Raw genomic sequence first — 1,614 nt, forward strand, 5'->3', positions numbered from 1 at the left:
ACACATCCAGGGTCACCAGGTCCCCGTCGGCCACTCCCCTATCGTGCGGCACGGCGATGAGCTCGCGGCACATCCCGGCCAGGTGCTCCTCGATAGCGTCCTTGTCGACCCGGGAGGAAACCTCGTCCTTGTCCGTGATCACCACGATTGCGTTGCGGGCCAGGTCCTCGTACCCGTGGCCGGCGAGCCATTGCAGCGTGTTGCGGGCGCGCTTGGCGCCGCTCACCGCATAGCCGGCGGCGATGATCAGGTTGTCCGCCGACTGCAGGATCCCCTTCATCGCGTTGTGGGTGACGCCGGTGCCGCAGTCGGTCAGCGCCACGGAGTAGTAGCTGCCGATGAGCTTACGGATCCGCAGGTACTCCTCCGCGGTCAGCGAGTCCGACACCTCGGGGTCCTGCTCGCCGGCGACGAGGTGCAGCCGGCCGGAGTGGTGCATGTAGCGGGACAGCTCAGTCAGGGAGTCGATCGAATCGATGTTCTTGAGCAAATCCGTAATGGTCCGCGGCGTCGCCTTCTGGTAGATGCCCTCGCCCAGCGCGCGCTCCACGAGGTCGCCCGAGTCGGGGTTGGCGTCGATGGCACAGGGCGGGTCGCCGCGGAACTCGGCGAGCGTCAAACCCACGCCCACGGTGGTGGAGGTCTTGCCGATGCCGCCCTTGAGACTCAGCACGGCGGTGTTGAAGCTCCCCTGCAGCTGGCGGGAGATGCGGCGGGCGAGCTCTTCCTCCTCGCGCTCCAGCGCGCTGGGGCCCATGTTCCAGGACCCGCCGGTCACCCGGTACAGGAAGCCGCGGAACCCGCGTTTCGGGCGGGGCTTTTGCTCGCGGACGAACGACGTCGGCAGGGCGGTGGCGTCCGCCGTCGGCTGCTCAAGTTCGGTGGCAGGTTCCGGACCGGACGACGCGGGTGCTGCCGCCGGCTTACGATCCGGTGCCGGCGGCGCGGCGGGAGTCCCAGAGAGTGCGTCGGCAACTGCGGCCGCCTCGGCCCAGGATGAGCTGCGGACCGGGAGCACGGGAGCGGAGCTGGTGTTGGGTGTCACGGCTTCGAAGGATCCTGTCCAGTCGTCAGAGTCGCTGCCGTCACGGCGGCGGGTACGGCGGCGTCGTAGCCCGGGCTGCTCCGCGTCATTTTCCGCTTCAGCTATTTGATTAGCCGCTGGTTTGGGCATGTTTGGTCCCCCAGGATCCACAGCAAAGGTCCCGCTGCGCTCTTCGATTGGATTGGTTCAAACAGCAATTCTAGGCGCTGGCGCACCTACCGCTGTCATCAGCCCTGGACGAGGGCAGCCCCCACGACTGCAGAAGTGACAACCAGGAGGAGGCCCAACGCTACGTAGCTCCACCATTTGGGGCGACTGCGGTGGGGGTTGATGTCGATGTACGGCACGTCTACTCCGCCTGTGCCGGGACGGAGCGGGACACAACCGGGGAAACCGCGCGGCGCTTCAGGCGCAGCAGCGCGTAGAGGCCCGTAAACGGAATCAGGAGGCTGCCCAGCAGGGCGCAGAGCGCAAAGATGAAGTCGGGAAGTGCCACGGTAAACCTCCGGGACGTTGAGACCTTGCGACGCAGCCGAACTGGGTTTGGCAACGGCGACAGTAACTGACAG

Annotated in this window: 2 protein-coding genes; both read right to left on the bottom strand. The window is 66.7% G+C overall.

All coding sequences use genetic code 11. The features are described from left to right. Positions 1 to 1,045 (bottom strand): hypothetical protein (locus tag RIF68_RS36105; RefSeq protein ID WP_309055891.1); only part of this gene is annotated, 1,045 nt, incomplete at its 3' end. Between the two features lie 349 nt (positions 1,046 to 1,394). Beyond that, the coding region (locus tag RIF68_RS36110; protein ID WP_309055893.1) for a hypothetical protein at positions 1,395 to 1,614 on the bottom strand (220 nt) is incomplete at its 5' end.

The sequence above is a fragment of the Streptomyces sp. genome (genome assembly GCF_031178505.1).
Lineage (GTDB): Bacteria > Actinomycetota > Actinomycetes > Streptomycetales > Streptomycetaceae > Streptomyces > Streptomyces gulbargensis.